Origin of the sequence: Kocuria salsicia, assembly GCF_039532055.1 — a bacterium.
Classification (GTDB): domain Bacteria; phylum Actinomycetota; class Actinomycetes; order Actinomycetales; family Micrococcaceae; genus Kocuria; species Kocuria salsicia.
Window position 1 is genome coordinate 507,298 of record NZ_BAAARF010000003.1, and the last position, 15,866, is coordinate 523,163.

General features: G+C 72.6%; 12 protein-coding genes. 2 read left to right on the forward strand and 10 right to left on the reverse strand.

Annotation, left to right across the window (positions count from 1 at the left end; translation table 11 throughout):
• Positions 1-72: 72 nt before the first annotated feature.
• Complete coding sequence (locus ABD264_RS02280; RefSeq protein ID WP_144942595.1) at positions 73-720, forward strand: vitamin K epoxide reductase family protein; 648 nt, start codon at positions 73-75, stop codon at positions 718-720.
• 185 nt (positions 721-905) lie between these two features.
• Here the strand turns inward: ABD264_RS02280 and ndk are convergent, their stop codons facing one another.
• The 5 genes from ndk to nirD all read right to left on the reverse strand — a co-directional run bounded on the left by ndk (position 906) and on the right by nirD (position 7,473).
• On the reverse strand, positions 906-1,319 hold the full coding sequence (gene ndk / locus ABD264_RS02285) for a nucleoside-diphosphate kinase (RefSeq protein WP_055083885.1): 414 nt from the start codon (positions 1,317-1,319) through the stop codon (positions 906-908).
• Between the two features lie 174 nt (positions 1,320-1,493).
• Entirely contained in the window at positions 1,494-1,937 is a 444-nt protein-coding gene (locus ABD264_RS02290) for a DUF4233 domain-containing protein (protein WP_344203902.1), read from the reverse strand.
• A gap of 45 nt (positions 1,938-1,982) precedes the next feature.
• Positions 1,983-3,353 (reverse strand): bifunctional folylpolyglutamate synthase/dihydrofolate synthase, encoded by a 1,371-nt coding sequence (locus ABD264_RS02295; RefSeq protein ID WP_344203904.1) that lies wholly within the window; start codon positions 3,351-3,353, stop codon positions 1,983-1,985.
• A complete protein-coding gene (ileS, locus tag ABD264_RS02300; RefSeq protein ID WP_344203906.1) occupies positions 3,350-6,661 on the reverse strand; it encodes an isoleucine--tRNA ligase in 3,312 nt (1,103 codons plus the stop codon). Before ileS ends, ABD264_RS02295 begins: the two co-directional genes overlap by 4 nt.
• A gap of 398 nt (positions 6,662-7,059) precedes the next feature.
• Positions 7,060-7,473, reverse strand: a complete 414-nt coding sequence (nirD, locus tag ABD264_RS02305) for a nitrite reductase small subunit NirD (protein WP_144942590.1) — start codon at positions 7,471-7,473, stop codon at positions 7,060-7,062.
• 118 nt (positions 7,474-7,591) lie between these two features.
• Here nirD and nirB point away from each other — a divergent pair, with 118 nt between their 5' ends.
• The gene (gene nirB / locus ABD264_RS02310) at positions 7,592-10,243 is read left to right on the forward strand and encodes a nitrite reductase large subunit NirB (protein WP_145009263.1); all 2,652 of its coding nucleotides are present in this window, start codon (positions 7,592-7,594) and stop codon (positions 10,241-10,243) included.
• 155 nt (positions 10,244-10,398) lie between these two features.
• On the opposite strand, the gene cobA is transcribed toward nirB, so the two are convergent.
• The 5 genes from cobA to ABD264_RS02335 form a co-directional block, all read right to left on the reverse strand.
• Positions 10,399-11,628 (reverse strand): uroporphyrinogen-III C-methyltransferase, encoded by a 1,230-nt coding sequence (gene cobA, locus ABD264_RS02315; RefSeq protein ID WP_344203910.1) that lies wholly within the window; start codon positions 11,626-11,628, stop codon positions 10,399-10,401.
• Positions 11,629-11,828: 200 nt separating this feature from the next.
• Positions 11,829-12,875 (reverse strand): siderophore-interacting protein, encoded by a 1,047-nt coding sequence (locus tag ABD264_RS02320; protein WP_144942587.1) that lies wholly within the window; start codon positions 12,873-12,875, stop codon positions 11,829-11,831.
• Entirely contained in the window at positions 12,872-13,738 is an 867-nt protein-coding gene (locus ABD264_RS02325) for an ABC transporter ATP-binding protein (RefSeq protein WP_145009271.1), read from the reverse strand. Before ABD264_RS02325 ends, ABD264_RS02320 begins: the two co-directional genes overlap by 4 nt.
• The gene (locus ABD264_RS02330; RefSeq protein ID WP_244944670.1) at positions 13,735-14,790 is read right to left on the reverse strand and encodes a FecCD family ABC transporter permease; all 1,056 of its coding nucleotides are present in this window, start codon (positions 14,788-14,790) and stop codon (positions 13,735-13,737) included. Before ABD264_RS02330 ends, ABD264_RS02325 begins: the two co-directional genes overlap by 4 nt.
• Entirely contained in the window at positions 14,787-15,863 is a 1,077-nt protein-coding gene (locus ABD264_RS02335; protein WP_303105846.1) for a FecCD family ABC transporter permease, read from the reverse strand. Before ABD264_RS02335 ends, ABD264_RS02330 begins: the two co-directional genes overlap by 4 nt.
• Positions 15,864-15,866 lie beyond the last annotated feature (3 nt).

The following is a 15,866-nucleotide window of genomic DNA, read 5'->3' on the forward strand; positions in this document are numbered from 1 at the left end:
GGCGGGCACTCCCCACCCGGGCCCGGCGGTGCACCGAGTGGACGCCCACACAGGTGGTCTACCATCGGGCGCGTGAGCTCAACATCCCCCGCACCAGCCGCACACCCCCACGATCCGGTCCGGGACCACTCTCCCGTTCCCGTTCCCCGGGCGGACCGCTCCTGGGCCTGGCTCGCCGTCGTGTGCTCCGTGGTGGGCTTTGCTGCCTCCGCCGTGCTCGTGGCCGAACGGCTCGCGATCTTCCAGGACGCGGGCCACCGCTCGAGCTGCGACTTCAACTCGTGGCTCTCCTGCGGCACCGTGATGCGCACCCCCCAGGCGGAGCTCTTCGGCTTCCCCAACCCGTTCATCGGCATCGTGGCCTACGCCGTGGTGCTCGCGGTGGCCGTGGGTGTGCTCGCCGGCGCCCGGTACGCGCGCTGGTACTGGGTGCTGCTGTGGCTGGGCACCGCGGCGGGTTCCGTGTTCACCCTGTGGCTGTGGTGGCAGACCACCTTCCACATCAACGCCCTGTGCCTCTACTGCATGATCGTGTGGTGCGCCCAGACCCTGCTGCTCGCACACACCACCGCCCGGATGCGCCAGGCCGGGATCCTCAGCTCCTCCCCGCGCGGGATGGACTCCGGGCTCTCCGCGTGGGCGTGGTTCAGCGGCATCGCCGCCCTGGTGGTGGTCTTCGGCGTGATCGCCGTGCGCTTCGCCACGGTCATCTTCGGCTGACCACCCCGAACATCTGAGCGCTCTCTCCACCTGGGCACCCTGACCACCTGAGCGCCCCCGCTGGACGCCCGACACCGTACGACGACGGCGCGCCGCGGGCTCCCGGACCATGTCCAGGGGGCCGCGACGCGCCGTCGTCGTCTCTGCGGACCGAGGTCCGCGTCCTGTCGGCGGGTGAGAGCCGGTCAGCCGAACCAGATGCCGATCTCGCGCTCGGCGGACTCGGGCGAGTCGGAGCCGTGCACGAGGTTCTTCTGGACCTTCTCGCCCCAGTCGCGCCCGAGATCGCCGCGGATGGTGCCCGGGGCGGCCGTGGTGGGCTCGGTGGCGCCGGCGAGGCTGCGGAAGCCCTCGATCACGCGGTCGCCCTCGACGACCGCGGCCACCACGGGCCCGGACATCATGAACTCCACGAGCGGCTCGAAGAACGGCTTGCCCTGGTGCTCGGCGTAGTGCTGCTCCAGGACCTCGCGGGTGGCCGTCACGCGCTTGAGCTCGGCTAGGGTGTAGCCCTTGGCCTCGATGCGGGCCAGGATCTGACCGGTGAGTCCGCGCTGGACACCGTCCGGCTTCACGAGGACGAGGGTGCGCTGCGTCATGAGGATCTCCTTGCTGGTCACGGACTCGTGAGGAGTCCACTGCGGTGCACCGCGCTCTGTGCCTCTCAGCTGCAGGGCGCTGCCGGTGCCGGGTTGTCGGGTGCTGTGGCGAGCCTATCCGCCCGGGCCGGGGGTCCGGGAACGCGGCCCGGGGCAGGGCCCGCCCCGGGCGGTTCAGGTCTGAGGGTGGGCTTCCTCCCAGCGGCGCTGCTCCTCCGCGCGCTGGGCGTTCTCCCGGTCCATGCTTCCGCCCTTGACCATGGCGTACCACCAGGCCAGGGCGCACATGGCACCGATCACGAACATGGCCGGGACCACGAACCCCGTGGCGATCAGCGCGAGCTGCAGCACCCACCCCGCGGCGTAGCCCCACGGCCTGCGCAGCACGGCGCACACCATGACGAACACCGCCGCGAGCACCACCGCCCCGACCATCAGCCAGACCTTTGCGGGAGTGCTCCAGTCCCGTGCCACCAGTCCGAACGCGGCCAGCGCGGCGAAGAAGACGATGAAGGCCTCGATGCTCAGCACGCTGGACGCGAACATCGTCTTGACCGAGCCCTTCTTCTTGGGCTGTCCGGGGCGCCACTCGCGCTGCGCCTTGCTCATGCGGGCCATGCGGTTCCTTCCGAGGATCGGGGGTGGCGGGTTCGGGCGCGGGGGTCAGAGCTCGAGCAGCGCACGCGCCTCACCCACCACGGTGATCGACCCGGTGATCAGCACGGCCCCGTCCGAGGCGTGCCGGTCCACGGCGTCCTGGACGGCGGCCGAGCACGCGTCCTCCAGTCGCGGTGCCACACGCACGGCGTCCTCGTCGAGGCCCATGTCCACGGCGATCTCCGCCAGCTCCTGCGGGTCCATGGCCCGCGGGGACTGCGAGCGCGTGCACCACAGGGTGACGTCGAACTCGCGGTACTCGTCCGCGAGCACACGGAACATGGCCTCGGAGTCCTTGTCCTGGAGCACGCCCACCACGAGGTTCAGGGTGGTGAACGTGAACGCCTCGCGCAGGGCGGCCGCGGAGGCGAGCAGCCCGTGCGGGTTGTGGGCGGCGTCGAGCAGCACGGGCGGGGCGGTGCGCACGAGCTCGAGGCGGCCGGGCGAGGACGCGGCGCCGAGCCCGGCGGCCACGAGCTCGTGGTTCAGCGGCTTCTCGCCGCCCCCGAGCAGGGCCTCGACGGCGGCCACGGCCACCGCGGCGTTCTGCGCCTGGTGGGCGCCGAACAGCGGCAGCATGAGGTCCTCGTAGCGCGCGGCGAGACCCTGCAGGGTGATCACCTGCCCGCCCACGGCGGTGGTGCGCTGCTCGACCCCGAACTCCACTGCCTCGAACCGGAACGGGACGGAGAGCTCCGTGGCGCGTTCGAGCAGCACCTGCGCGGCGCCGGGTTGCTGCGCGGCGCTCACCAGGAACCCACCGGGCTTCACGATCCCGGACTTCTCCCCGGCGATCTCCTCGACGGTCTCGCCGAGCATCCCGGTGTGGTCGAGGTCGATCGGCGTCACCACGGACACCGCGGCGTCCGCCACGTTGGTGGCGTCCCACGAGCCGCCGATGCCCACCTCCAGGACCATCACGTCCACGGGCTCGTCCGCGAAGACCGCGAACGCGAGCACCGTGAGGGTCTCGAAGTAGGTCAGCCGGGGGGCGCCGTCCGCCTCCAGGTGACGGTCCACGAGGTCCAGGTACGGGGCGATCTCGCCGTAGATCCGCACGAAGGTCTCGTCGGAGACGGGTTCGCCGTCGATGCTGATCCGCTCGGTCACGCGCTCCAGGTGCGGGCTCGTGTAGCGGCCCACGCGCAGGTCGTGGGCCAGCAGCAGGGACTCGATCAGCCGTGCGGTGGAGGTCTTGCCGTTGGTGCCGGTCACGTGCACCACGGGGGCGCTGCGGTGCGGGTCCCCGAGGGCCTCCACGGCCAGCTGCACCGCGTCCAGGCGCGGCGCCATGCGGTCCTCCGGCGCGCGGGAGAGCAGGTGCTGGTAGATGTCCTCCACGGACGCGAAGTTCTCGTGCTCGCTCGCCGCGCTCATGCGGACACCACCTCCACGCTCACGCTCAGGTCCGTTGCGGGGACCAGCTCCAGCTCCTCGGACAGGGTCTCCCCCGCCACGAGCTCGCGGTTGGCCTCCACGGCCGCCACGGTGGTGGCGTCCGCGGCCACGCGGGTGCGGATACGGTCGGAGACGTTCAGCGCGGCGTCCTTGCGGGCCTGCTGGATGGCACGCACGACGTCGCGCGCGACGCCCTCCGCGCGCAGCTCGTCCGTGAGCCCTGTGTCCAGCACCAGGAAACCGCCGCCCGGCAGCACGGTGACGGCGCGCGCGGAGCTCGCCGCAGCGTCGTCGACCACGGTGACGAGCTCGTACTCGCCCTCCTGGAGCTCGACCCCGCCGGCGACGACGCCGCCCTCCTCGCTCACGGACCAGTCACCCGTCTTCGTGGCCCTGATGACCTGCTGCACCTGCTTGCCCAGGCGTGGGCCCGCCGCGCGGGCGTTGACCTTCAGCTCCTGGGAGATGCCGTAATCGGCCGCAGAGACCTCATCCGCGTCCTCGAGGGTCACGGAGCGCAGGTTGAGCTCGTCCGCGACGATCTCCTGGAACGTGCCTTCCAGGGCATGGGCACCGGGAACCGCGACCGTCATGCCTGCGAGCGGCTGGCGCACGCGCAGGCTGCTGGCCTTGCGCAACCCGGAGCCCGCCGAGCTGATGGCGCGCGTGCGGTCCATGACCGTGACCAGGTCCTCGTCCCGCGGGAACAGGGACGCGTCCGGCCAGTCGGTCAGGTGCACGGAGCGCCCGCCCGTGAGACCGCGCCAGATCTCCTCGCTGATCAGCGGCAGCAGGGGCGCGCTCACGCGGCAGACCGTCTCCAGGCACGTGTACAGCACGTCGAACGCCTCCGTGTCCTCCTCGAAGAACCGCTCACGGGAACGGCGCACGTACCAGTTGGTGAGGGTGTCCATGTAGCTGCGCAGCCGCTCGGCGGCCGCCCAGATGTCGTACTCGTCGAACAGCCGCTTGGTGTCGGTGACCAGCGCACCGGTCTCGGCCAGGATGTAGCGGTCCATCACGTGCTCGGCGTCGTAACGCAGCTGGGCGTCGTAGCCCGCTCCCCCGTGCGCGGCGTTCGTGTAGAGACCGAAGAAGTGGTAGACGTTCCACAGGGGCAGCAGCATCTGTCGCACGCCGTCGCGGATGCCCTGCTCGGTCACCACCAGGTTGCCACCGCGCAGGATGGGCGAGGACATCAGGAACCAGCGCATGGCGTCCGAGCCGTCCCGGTCCAGGACCTCGTTGACGTCCGGGTAGTTGCGCAGGGACTTGGACATCTTCTGCCCGTCCGAGCCCAGCACGATGCCGTGGGAGATCACGTTGCGGAACGCCGGGCGGTCGAACAGCGCCGTGGCCAGGATGTGCAGCGTGTAGAACCAGCCGCGGGTCTGGCCGATGTACTCCACGATGAAGTCACCGGGGTTGTGCGTCTCGAACCACTCGCGGTTCTCCATGGGGTAGTGCACCTGGGCGTAGGGCATGGACCCGGAGTCGAACCACACGTCCAGCACCTCGGGCACCCGGCGCATCACGGACTGCCCCGTGGGGTCGTCCGGGTTGGGGCGCGTGAGGTCGTCGATCCACGGCCGGTGCAGGTCCACCTCGCCGGAGGCGTTGCGCGGCAGTCGGCCGAAGTCCCGCTCGATCTCCGCGAGCGAGCCGTAGACGTCCCGGCGCGGGTGGTTGGGGTCGCTGGACTCCCACACGGGGATGGGCGAGCCCCAGTAGCGGTTGCGCGAGATCGACCAGTCGCGGGCGTTCTCGAGCCACTTGCCGAACTGGCCGTCCTTGACGTTGCCCGGGATCCAGTTGATCTCCTGGTTCAGCTCGACCATGCGGTCCTTGAACGCGGTGACGCTCACGAACCACGAGGACACCGCCCGGTAGATCAACGGGTTCCGGCAGCGCCAGCAGTGCGGGTAGGAGTGCTCGTAGGAGGCCTCACGCACCAGCACGCCGCGCTCACGCAGGTCGCGCACCACGGTGCGGGTTACCTCCTTGTCGAACACGTTCAGCCCCGCGAGCGCGGCCAGCGGAGCGCCCTCGGCCAGCGAGTCGTCCGCGAAGAACGGGTGGAACCGGCCGCTCTCGTCCACGGTGAGCACCACCGGGATGTCGTGCTCGGCGCACGTCCACTGGTCGTCCTCGCCGTAGGCCGGGGCCTGGTGCACGATGCCCGTGCCGTCCGTCGTCGTCACGTAGTCCGCCACGAGGATCTGCCACGCATGCTCGGTGCCGAAGCGCTCAGCGTCGGTGAAGTAGTCCCACAGCGGGGCGTAGCGGATGCCCGCGAGCTGCTCACCCGTGTAGTGCGCCGTGACCGCGTCCCGCACGGCGGCGGCCGGGTCCTCGGCGTCGCCGTAGCCCAGGTCCTTCGCGTAGCCGGGTGCCAGCTCCGCGGCCACGAGGAAGCGGCGGCCCGCCAGCTCCCCCGCACCGGGCACCAGTGCGTAGTCGACTGCGGGCCCGACGGCGAGCGCCTCGTTGGTGGGCAGGGTCCAGGGGGTGGTGGTCCAGGCGATGGCCTCGGCGCCGGCGAGCTCCGCGGCCACGGCGGGCTCCGCGGCCCAGGAGGTGTCGGCCGAGAGCCGGAACGCCACGGTCAGGGAGGTGTCCTGGCGCATCTTGTAGACGTCGTCGTCCATGCGCAGCTCGTGGTTGGACAGCGGCGTCTCGTCCTTCCAGCAGTACGGCAGCACGCGGTAGCCGGAGTAGACGAGGCCCTTGTCGTCGAGGGCCTTGAACGCGCTGATCACGGACTCCATGTAGTCCGGGTTCAGCGTCTTGTAGTCGTTCTCGAAGTCCACCCAGCGGGCCTGGCGGGTCACGTAGTCCTGCCACTCGGTGGCGTAGGTGAGCACGGAGGAGCGGCAGGCGTCGTTGAACTTGTCGATGCCCATCGACTCGATCTCCTGCTTGTCGGTCATCCCCAGCTGCTTCATGGCCTCCAGCTCGGCGGGCAGACCGTGGGTGTCCCAGCCGAAGCGGCGCTCCACGCGGCGGCCCTGCTGGGTCTGGTAGCGGGCCACGAGGTCCTTGACGTAGCCGGTGAGCAGGTGGCCGTAGTGGGGCAGGCCGTTGGCGAAGGGAGGGCCGTCGTAGAAGACGAACTCGTTGGAGCCGTCCTCGCCGCGCTCGCGCTGGTCGATGCTGGCCTGGAAGGTGTGATCCAGCTTCCAGTACTCGAGCACCCGCTCCTCGATGAGCGGAAGCCGCGGTGCGGGCGGCACACCCTGAGCGGCGGGGTCGGTGCTCGCCTTGGGATACACGAAAGAGTCGGACACGGTGCTCCATCCTGAGATGACAACGGTTTCAGGATGCGAGGACGCCCGGGCGCACGGGGCGCCGGTGGCGCGGTACCACCTCGCTTGTCCGCCGCCTCGCCGGCTGCTGCCGACGACGCCGCGGGCCGCTCGTTGAGGGCTGTCACGTGCCCGGGACGTCCGGTTCTACTGGGGCCGCTGGCGGCCGGTTCTTCCGGAGGGGCTCCCCGGTGATGGCCGGATCAGCGCCCGCGCGCACGAGGCGCGCCCGTCCATGATAGCGCGCCGGACGGCGTCGTCCTCCCCCGGCATCCGTGACGTACGGCGCTCGGGGCGTGACCGGCGCCAGGGGCGCTGTCCCGGCTCGTGATGGCCCCGGGGCTCCCTGCGCCGTCGGCGTGGTCGACGCGCCCGGGATCTCACCCCGCGGGCTGGAACTGCACGCGGCCCTCCTGCACCCGCACGGGATACACGGGCAGCGTCCAGTCCCCGCCGGCCACGCACTGCCCGGTGGCGAGGTCGTAGGTCTCCTTGTAGAGCGGTGAGGCCACCGTGTGCTGCTCGCCGTGGCGGCCCACGATGCCGCGGGCGATCACGAGCGCACCGGAGCGCGGGTCCCGGTGGTCGGTGACGAACACGCGGTCGTCGTTGGTGCGGAACACCGCGTACTCGTGCCCGGCCACGATCGCGGCCTCGCCCCAGTTGACCTCCAGGTCCTCGAACGCGCACACGTCCACCCAGCCTTCCGCGTCCGGGGCGGACGGCCGCCGCGCCCCCTCGCCGTGGGCGGCCGGAGACCCCTGCGTGGTGCCCTGCGACGTCGTGCTGTCCATGGAAAACCTCCCACCGCGCCGCGCGGGCGCCCAGATAATTCGCATTCTCGGCGCTAATCTAGCAGTGTCGCGTCCGTCACGGACGCGGGACGCCAGCCGGACCCCGGAAGGACACCCCATGACAACGCTCTCCGATCGACCCGCGGCCGAGAGGCCCCGGTCCGTCCTCGTCCTCGGTGGAGGCCCCGCCGCGTTCCGCCTGGTCCGCGCACTCACGGAACGGGCGGAGGAGCCGCTGAGCATCACCGTGCTCGCGGAGGAGCCCTACACGCCCTACGACCGCGTGGCGCTGGAGCAGCTCTTCGACGACCCGGAGCGGGACCTCACCCTGGGCGATGGCTCCCTGTGGTCCCGGCCGGAGGTTCACCTGCTCACGGAGACCCGCGCCGTGGCCCTGGACCGCGAGCGCCGGGTGGTCACCGACCAGCGGGGCGAGGAGCACCCCTACGACGACGTCGTGCTCGCCACCGGCTCGCGCGCGGCCGTGATCCCCATTCCCGGCTCGGACCACACCCACGTGTTCCGCGGGGTGGACGACGTCCGCGGCATGGTCGACGAGGTCGCGGAGCTCACCGCGCGGCTGGGGCGCAGGCCCCGGGCCGTCGTGGTGGGCGGCGGACTGCTCGGGCTGGAGGCCGCCCAGGGGCTGCAGCACGTGGGCGCGGACCCCACCATCCTGGATGTGGCCTCGTGGCTGCTGTCCATCGAACTGGACCAGGCCGGCGGGCACATGGTCAACGACCTCATCCGGGCCACGGGGATCGGCGTGCAGTGCGGCGCGTTCATCTCCTCCGTGAACCTGGACGCCTCCGGCTCCGTGGTCTCGGTGTCCCTGGCCGAGTCCCTCGGGGACGAGTCCCAGGTGCACACGATCGACGCGGACCTCGTGGTGATGGCCGCGGGCATCCGCCCCAACGACGACCTCGCGAAGAACGCGAACCTGCCCGTGGGCCCGCGCGGCGGCGTCGTGGTGGACGAGGGCTGCCGCACCGCGGACCCGCACGTGTGGTCCATCGGGGAGGTCGCCCACATCCTCGGGCGCACGTGGGGACTCGTGGCGCCGGCGAACGCCATGGCCGAGGCCACGGCCGTGAACCTGCTCGGCGGGGACAGCGCCGTCGCGGACTTCGACGTGGCCACCAAGCTGAAGTTCTCCGGCGTGGACGTCGCCGGCTTCGGCGACCGGCTGGGCAAGACCCCGGACTGCCTCGAGGTCGTCTACGCGGACCCGGCGCGCGGGATCTACCAGAAGATCGTGGTTGCCCAGGACGCCCGCACCCTGCTGGGCGGGGTGTTCGTGGGCGACACCGCACCCTTCGACTCGCTGCGCCCCCTGCTGGGCCGCGAGCTGCCCGCCGAACCGGGCGTGTACCTCTCCGCCGCCGGCGGGGACGGGCCCGGGGACATCGACCTGCCCGACGACGCCGTGCTGTGCTCGTGCAACAACGTGGACTTCGGCACGGTGCGCTCCGCGATCGACGCCGGCAACCGGGACGTCGCCTCGCTGAAGGCCTGCACGAGCGCCGGAACCCAGTGCGGCTCGTGCGTGCCCATGCTGGAGAAGACCCTCAAGCAGCGCATGAAGGCCCTCGGGCTCTCGGTCTCCAAGGCCCTGTGCGAGCACTTCGAGCTCTCCCGGCCCGAGCTCTACGAGGCCGTGCGCAGCACCGGACTGGAGGACTTCGAGTCCGTGCTCGCCCGCTTCGGCACCGGCGAGGACGGCTGCGCGGTGTGCAAGCCCACCGTGGCCTCCATCCTCCACTCCCAGGTCCACGCGTACTCGCTGGACGGCGGGCGCGGCACCCTGCAGGACACCAACGACCGCAACATGGCCAACATGCAGAAGGACGGCACCTACTCGGTCATCCCCCGCATCCCCGGCGGGGAGATCACCCCGCGCAAGCTCGCCGTGCTCGCCGCCGTGGGCGAGAAGTACGGGCTCTACACCAAGATCACCGGAGCGCAGCGGATCGGACTCTACGGCGCCCGCCTGGAGCAGCTGCCCCGGATCTGGCAGGAGCTCGTGGACGCCGGCTTCGAGTCCGGCTCCGCCTACGGCAAGGCCCTGCGCAACGTGAAGTCCTGCATCGGCAACTCGTGGTGCCGCTTCGGCGTGCAGGACTCCGTGGCGCTCGCCGTGGACATGGAGAACCGCTACCGCGGGCTGCGCTCGCCCCACAAGTTCAAGTTCGGCGTGTCCGGGTGCAGCCGCGAGTGCGCGGAGGCCCAGGGCAAGGACGTGGGCGTGATCGCCACGACCCACGGCTGGAACCTGTTCCTGGGCGGCAACGGCGGCTCCAACCCCGCGCACGGGCGGCTGCTCGCCAAGGACCTCACGCGCGAGGAGGTCTTCCGCTACGTGGACCGCTACCTCATGTACTACATCCGCACCGCGGACCGGCTGCAGCGCACCGCCCGCTGGTTCGAGGAGCTGGACGAGACCTACGGGGACGGCACCCAGCACGTGCGCAGCGTGATCGTGGACGACTCGCTCGGCATCTGCGCGGACCTCGAGGCCGAGGTGGAGCGGCACCTGGAGGCGTACGAGGACGAGTGGGCCGCCACCCTCGCGGACCCGCAGCGCATGCGCCGCTTCCGGGCCTTCATCAACGAGCCCGAGGGCGATCCCGCGGACCTGGACGCGCGCATGTACGTGCTCGAACGCGACCAGATCCGCCCCGCCACCCCGCAGGAGGTGGACGAGTCCGAGGCCGGGAACGGGCACCGCGTGCTCGTCTCCGGGGCGAAGATCCCCGTGGGCCAGCCGTGAGCGGGCGTTCTCCGAGCAACTGCGCCTGAGGCTGCCCCTGACCCGCGGTCCTCTGAGCAGTCTCTCCTGAGCGGAAGGGCCCGGGGCCAGTTCGCTGGGAACATTACCTGGGGACGGCAGCACCGGGAGCCCTCACGGGCTCCCGGCTGGGGTCCTCAGCGTTCCCCGGCGGCGTCGTCCTCCCCCAGCGCGGCCACCCGGCCGACCAGGATGACGGCGGGCGCCCGCACCCCCCGCTGCTCCGCGGTGGCGGCAATGCTCGCCAGGTCCCCCACGGTGCACCGCTGCTCGGGGGTCCACCCCCGCTCGACCACCGCCACGGGGGTCTCCGGCGGGTAGCCTGCGGCCACGAGTGTCTCGCAGTGCCGGGCCAGGCCGCGCACGCCCATCATGAGGATGAGGGTGTGGCCGTCCCGGTAGGGCACGTGGTGCAGCTCCTCGTGCGCGGTGATGACCGTGAATCCGTGGGCCAGGTCCCGGTGCGTCACGGGGATCCCGGCCGCCGCGGGCACGGAGATGGCCGAGGTCACCCCGGGTACCACCTCGGTCCGGATGCTGTGGGCGTGGCAGTACTCGACCTCTTCGCCCCCGCGGCCGAACACGAACGGGTCCCCGCCCTTCAGCCGCACGACACGGTGCCCGAGCCGCGCCTCCGCAACGAGGGTCTCGTTGATCCGGTCCTGGGTGACCTTGTGGTACCCGGCGCGCTTGCCCACGTCCACGATCCGCGCGTGGTCGGAGAGCTCCGGAAGCAGAGACGTGGGCCCCAGCCGGTCTGCGACCACGACGTCCGCGCCGGCCAGCAGCCGACGGCCGCGCAGCGTGAGCAGGCCGGGGTCGCCGGGCCCGCCACCCACCAGGGCCACGGTGCCCGGGGCCTGCGCGCCCGGTTCGCGCTCCACGCCGTCCTCGGACGCGCGGTGCGCGCCCACGGGGATCTCACCGCTCTCCAGGCGCGCGGCCATCCACGCCGCGACCCGCTTGGCGCGCACCGGGTCGCGCGTGGCATTGACGGCCACCGTCACACCGTGGGCGCGCGCGGTGGCCGGAACCCAGGCAGCGGAGTGCGCGGCGTCGCCGCCCTTGACGCAGAAGACACGACGCCGCTCTGCCTCCCGCGCCACGAGGTCCTGGAGGTCCGGGGAGTCCGTGTGGGCGAGCACGAGCCACGCGCCGTCGAGGTCCTCCGGGGCGAAACCGCGCTCGTGCCAGGTCAGCTCCCCCGCGGTGGCCAGCTCACGCAGGTCACCCGTCACGCGCGGAGCCACGAGGTCGACGACGGCGCCCTCGGCCAGCAGGCCCGGCACCCGCCGCGCCGCGACGGGACCGCCGCCGACCACCAGGACACGGCGTCCGGACAGGTTCAGGCCCAGGGGGTAGGTCATGGCCGGCGGAGCTCCTCGGGCGGGCGGCCCGGGTGAGAGGCCGTCCTCGTGCGGTGGTCCGGGCCCGGGGGCGCGGCGATTGCAGCGAGTGGTCGCCACGGCGGAGCCGACACACCGGGGCACGGTGGGATCTCCGCCATGCTACGCACAGCACCGTCCGCGCCCGCCCGACCCGTCACATACGCGTCACGCGTGTCCCGTCACTCTGTGGCGGCGCCGAGGCGCCAGTACCCCATGAACGAGACGTCGCTGCGGGACACCCCCGCGCTCACGCACATCCGGCGCAGCGACTTCACGCCCGAGGATTCCGCAGCGAGGAACCAGTACGTGCCCCGGCCCTGCGTGCTCGCCGTGTTCCACACGAACTCCGGTTCCTCGGTCGTGGTCCCGGGTGCGCTCGCGGTCCCGGGCTCCGCGCGCCTCCAGCCCCGCCTCGAGCGTTCGCAGAGCCGGGCCCACAGCCACAGCTCCAGTGCCAGGTTGCGTGCCCGGTGCTCCCGGGGCAGCCACGTCCAGGACAGCTCGGTGCCGCCCGCGAGCCGCACACGCAGCGCACGGTCCCCCGGGGACGACTCCGCCCGCTCCAGTGCGCGCGGTCCGGCAGCCCGCGCGGCGTCACCACCCGTGGGAACTTCCACGGCCACCTCCAGCCGTCGAGGCGGCGCGCAGCTCGTGCCGTCCGCCTGCACCCGCACCCCCCGGTCGAGGCCGTCCACGATCGCCGCCACGGCCGGCAGCGCCGTCTCGTCTCCGGCGAGCACGACGTCCTGCCCGGCGGCCCGGTGCTCGTCCCACGCGGCCCACCAGGCGGCGTCGCCCGCGGGAACCAGCAGCTGGACGTCCTCGCCCTCCCGCGCGGACTCGCCCCACGCGGCCCCGGGGCCCATGCCGTGCTCGGGGTCCCCGTGGAGCACCACGTCGATCGCGAGCTCGGGGACCTCCCGCCCGGCGATGTCCACGGTGGTGGCGTCTCGCACCGTGTAGGTGCGGATCCAGCCGCTCTGCTCGGGCGGCGCGGCCATGAACTCACGGCGCCAACGGGCCACGTCCGAGACGTCCACGTCCAGAAGCTGCCCGCGCCGCGGCGGGACCAGCACTTTGAGGTAGGCGTCGGCGCGTGGACCTGGGCCCTGCTCACCCCACGGCATCGTCCACAGCTGCTCACCCGCCACGCGCACCCGCACAAGGTGCTCGCTCAACCGCTCGGTACCCGTGACCCGTGCGCTCACGCATGTCAGCTGCGTCACGACCGCGCACCTTCCGCTGGGGCGTCCGCGCGCCCGGTGGACAGCGGGATCACCACACGGGCCCCGGTGACCTCGTCGTGCAGCACGCGCGCCCGCATGTCGAACACGGAGCTCACGGTCTCGTCCGTCATGACCTCGTGGGCGGGTCCGCGGGCGGCCACGCCGCCGTCCTTCACGGCCACGAGGACGTCCGCGTACCGGGCGGCCAGCGAGAGCTCGTGCAGCACCATGACCAGTGTGATGCCGCGGGTCCGCTGCAGCTGGCCCAGAATGTCCAGAATCTCCACCTGGCGGGCGATGTCCAGGTAGGTGGTGGGCTCGTCGAGCAGCAGCACGTCCGTCTGCTGCGCGAGGGCCAGCGCGATCCACACGCGCTGGCGCTGCCCGCCGGACAGTGCGGTGACCTGCCGGTCCACCAGCCCGGCCAGCCCGGTGAGGTCGATGGCCTCGGCCACCGCGGCGTCGTCCTCGGCGCGCCAGCGCCCGAAGGCTCCGCGGTGGGGGTGGCGTCCGCGGGAGACCAGCTCCTGGACGGTCACGCCCTCGGGCGCCAGCGGGTCCTGCGGCAGAAACCCTACGGTGCGCGCGAAGCGTCGGCGGTGCCACGCGCTCACGTCCTCCCCGCCCACGAGCACCTGTCCGGAGTCCGCGGTGAGCTGCCGGGCGCACGTGCGCAGCAGCGTGGACTTGCCGCAGCCGTTGGCGCCGACCAGCGCGCTCACGCGCCCCGCGGGGAACGAGACGCTCACGTCCCGCAGGATCGGCGCGCCGCCGTAGCCGACGCTCAGCCCACGCACCTCGAGCGACGACGCCACGCGCTGCCGGTCCCCGGTCGCGTCCACCTGTTCCTGGAGAGCACTCATGCCTCCCCCTTTCCTCGACCGATCAGCAGCCACAGCAGCACGGGCGCGCCCGCGGCGGCCGTGACGACACCCACGGGCAGTGCCAGGGTGGGGATGGCCTCGGCCGCCACGTAGTCCGAGACCACCATGAGCAGTGCACCCACCAGTGCGGCGTGGTGGGCCCTGCCCTCACCACCGCCGAGCCCGCGCGCGACGGGCGCGGCCATGAAGGACACGAACGCCACCGGGCCGACCGTGGCTGCGGCAACGGCCACCAGGGCCACGGCCAGGCCCAGCGCGGCGAGACGCACCCGCGGCACCCGAACGCCCAGCCCGGCCGCGAGCGCGTCGCCCGTTCCGAGGGCGTCCACGGCGGGGACCAGCAGTGCGCACAGGGGCAGCAGCACGAGCAGGGTGAGCACCATCCGGGCGATGTCCTGCCATGATGCGGCGGCAAGCGAGCCGGTGAGCCACTGCATGGCGTCCTGCGCTGCGTAGATGTCCGCGCGGGTGAGCACGGCGTTGATCGCCGCACTCGTGAGCGCGCCCCCCGTCACGCCCGTGAGCACGAGCCTGCCGATGTTCGCGCGCGTCCCCCCGGCGGCCAGGACGACGGCGGCCATGAGGCCGAAACCGCCGGCGAGCGCGCTGAGCGTGACCGCGGCGCCGGAGAGCCCGCCCACGGTGATGGCGAGGACGGCGCCGAGGCCGGCTCCGGAGGAGACGCCCATGATGTCCGGGGAGGCCAGGGGGTTGCGCAGCACCCGCTGGAAGAGGTGGCCCGCGAGGCCGAAGGCGATTCCCGTGAGGATGCCCAGCGCGGTGCGGGGAAGGGTGATCTGCCAGACGATGTAGTCCGCGGGCCCGGTGTAGTCGTGGGCCAGCACGGCGAGCAGGTCCGGCACCGCCACCACGTATTTGCCCAGGGCGATCCGCGCAAAGCTGGCGACCAGGAGGGCGGCGAGCAGTCCGGTGGTCACCCGGCGGGTGCGGCGTCGGGTGCGGGAACGGGAGGCGCGCACGGCGGTGACGGTCTCGGAGCGCTGCGGTGGGTGTGCGGTCAGGGTGCTCACCAGGTCACCGCCTTCCCGCGCAGCACGGCCACGAGGGCCGGGGCGCCGAGCACGACGAGGGCGATGCCCACCTGGATCTCGCGGTCCGGGACGAGCACGCGCGCCACGACGTCGGCGAGCAGCACGATGCTGGGCCCGGCGAGCAGGCACGCCGGAACCACGCGGCGGTAGGACACCCCGGTGAGGACGCGCACCGCGTGGGGCACCAGCAGCCCGCAGAACACGAGCGGTCCCACCAGTGCGGTGGACGTGCCGGCCAGCAGCACCACGGCCAGTCCGGCCAGCGTACGGGTGAGAGCCGGGTGCGTGCCCAGGCCGCGCCCGAGGGCGTCGCCCAGGGTCAGGGTGTCCAGCGAGCGCGCGACGGCCCACCCCAGCAGCAGGCCCACCAGGACCACCGGGGTGGCGAGCAGCAGGAACGAGCCGTCCGGGCGGGTGAGCTCCCCCACCTGCCAGCGGCGGAACGTGTCGAAGGTGGCCTGGTGGCTCAGCAGCACGGAGCTGGTGAGCGCGGTCAGTCCGGCGGAGACGGCGGCGCCCGTGAGTGCCAGGGTCACGGGGCGGGCCCCGCCCCGTGCGGCGGAGGACAGGGCGTAGACGGCGGCCATCGCGACCGCGGATCCGAGGGCCGCGAGCCAGAGCTGGTCCACCGTGGCGGTGAGTCCCAGGAAGGCACCGCCCGTGACCACAGCGAACGCCGCGCCTGCGGTGAGGCCCAGGATTCCCGGGTCGCCCAGGGGGTTGCGTGTGGCGCCCTGCAGCAGCGCGCCGGCCACGGACAGCGCGGCGCCCGTGAGGACCCCGGCCGCCGTGCGCCACACGCGGGTCTGGACCACCGCACCGTCGATGGCGGCGACTGCCGGGACGTTCTCCGGGTCCCCGAAGAGCACCTGCGGCACCGTGCGCCATGTGGCGTCCAGGGAGATGGGACGCGCGCCCCACGAGATGGAGAGCACCACCGCCGCGGCCAGCACCACGAGCAGGACCAGCCACAGGACGGGCCCGCGCGCCGTCCTGGGTGCGCGGGTGGAGCCCCGGGTCTCGGGGCCGGCAGCGGTGGTGCTCAGGCTCACGGA

What these genes read in the sequence shown, in the direction of transcription:
- ndk (WP_055083885.1), bottom strand. Translation starts at nt 1,319, where the DNA reads ATGACGCAGCGCACCCTCGTCCTCGTGAAGCCGGACGGTGTCCAGCGC.
- ABD264_RS02290 (WP_344203902.1), bottom strand. Translation starts at nt 1,937, where the DNA reads ATGGCCCGCATGAGCAAGGCGCAGCGCGAGTGGCGCCCCGGACAGCCC.
- ABD264_RS02295 (WP_344203904.1), bottom strand. Translation starts at nt 3,353, where the DNA reads ATGAGCGCGGCGAGCGAGCACGAGAACTTCGCGTCCGTGGAGGACATC.
- nirD (WP_144942590.1), bottom strand. Translation starts at nt 7,473, where the DNA reads ATGGACAGCACGACGTCGCAGGGCACCACGCAGGGGTCTCCGGCCGCC.
- nirB (WP_145009263.1), top strand. Translation starts at nt 7,592, where the DNA reads ATGACAACGCTCTCCGATCGACCCGCGGCCGAGAGGCCCCGGTCCGTC.
- cobA (WP_344203910.1), bottom strand. Translation starts at nt 11,628, where the DNA reads ATGACCTACCCCCTGGGCCTGAACCTGTCCGGACGCCGTGTCCTGGTG.
- ABD264_RS02325 (WP_145009271.1), bottom strand. Translation starts at nt 13,738, where the DNA reads ATGAGTGCTCTCCAGGAACAGGTGGACGCGACCGGGGACCGGCAGCGC.